A 1,595-nucleotide genomic window follows, 5' to 3' on the forward strand; every position below is an offset into this window, starting at 1 on the left:
GAGCTGGCTTGACTATCCTGATCGTAGCCGACGATGTCCTTTTGCCAGTAGTAGCTTGCTTGATCGGATAAGCGCCGCAGCGACTGGAGCACTTGATACTGCTGATAGCTCAGCTGAGCGCCCGCGCCGTCTCCGAACATTGCCGCGCCTCGGGACTGTGTCAGTGCATCCATACCTTGCTCGACGCGTTCAGGAGCAACAAAGGCCGTCGGATCCACGCGCACCCAGCCTTGTCCTGCCAGCCATACCTCCGTCCAAGCGTGGGCGTCCATTTGCCGTACCTCCCAGACATTACCGCCGCGACTCGGCTCGCCACCTTGATAGCCTGCCACTACCCTAGCAGGGATACCCGCAGCGCGCAGCATAAAGGTAAAGCTCGAGGAATAGTGCTCACAAAATCCAGCTTTGGTATCAAATAAGAATCCATCAATACGGTTTTGATTCAGGCGCGGCGGCGCGAGCGTATAGCGAAACTCAGTTTGATTGATCCAGCGCTCAATAGCACTCATATAGCGCACTGGGTCTGAGCCAGCTTGGGCAAATAGCTGCTGGGCAAGCGCACGCGATTTGGGATTACCGTCGTTTGGTAGTGCAAGATTGATACGTCTATCATTATCACTCAATACAGGGTCGATACGCATCGGCGCATAACGCAGCACATCATAGCGTAGCTGCTGAGTCACAGGCTCATCTTTGAGTAAAGTAAAATCAGAGGTGACCGATGTGTTTTGCTGCTGAGTAAAAGGATAATCGAGACCAAATAACCAACGCTGCTGGGTGGGTTCTAGGATGATCTCATAAGTGACAGGGGCTAATTTGGTCGCATCGGCAGCAGTAGCGAAGGCATTGATGAGCCATGGCGGCATCTGCCGAGCAGACTCCCATTGCCACTGCTGACGGCTTTGATTGGGTCGCCAAGTAATCCCATCAAAATTACTAAACACAAGGCCGCGCCAGTACAGCTCTTCTTGCGGCGGACGTTCCTCTTTAAATTCGACGCGAAATGCCAGCGCCGTTGATTGACTTAGATTGGCAAAGTCGCCCGGCGACATACTGTCAGAGACACCCGTCGTCGCTTGCTGCCCTGAGAGCTGTACCGACCACAGCGGCGGCAGACGGGGGAAGAATAAAAATAGCACGACCAGTAGCGGCAGCGCGCCAAGGCCTAACACGCCAAGCGTACGCATACGACCATCACCGCGCTGATTACCGTCGTCGTTGAGCGCAATAAACGCTAGCAAGACAGCGAGAGTGCCTAAGATGACTTGTAAGGTTGTCAGCAGTCCTTGATCCATCAAAAACAGCGCAGCCAATACAAATAGTGATAAATTAAGCACCACATAAGCATCGCGGCGCTTGTATAGCTCCCACAGTTTACTGACCAAACACAATACTAAAAATGCCACGCCCATATCGAGACCAAAGGCGGTGTTATAAGTCAGCCACAATCCTACCAGCCCTAATAAGAAGCCGAGCATTTGCACCCCTTGATAGAGGCGCTTAAAATAACGAGTACTGCTAAATTTGGCTTTGACGCGCGGTAATTGAGCGATGATACTTACGGCAGCAAAACCGACAAGCCACAGCGGTAGATG

1 protein-coding gene is annotated in these 1,595 nt (G+C 52.5%); it reads right to left on the reverse strand.

The window, feature by feature from the left end:
* The coding region (locus ACTXGO_RS13460; protein ID WP_443574876.1) for a transglutaminase family protein at positions 1 to 1,595 on the reverse strand (1,595 nt) is incomplete at both ends.

The organism is Psychrobacter sp. T6-1, assembly GCF_052258445.1.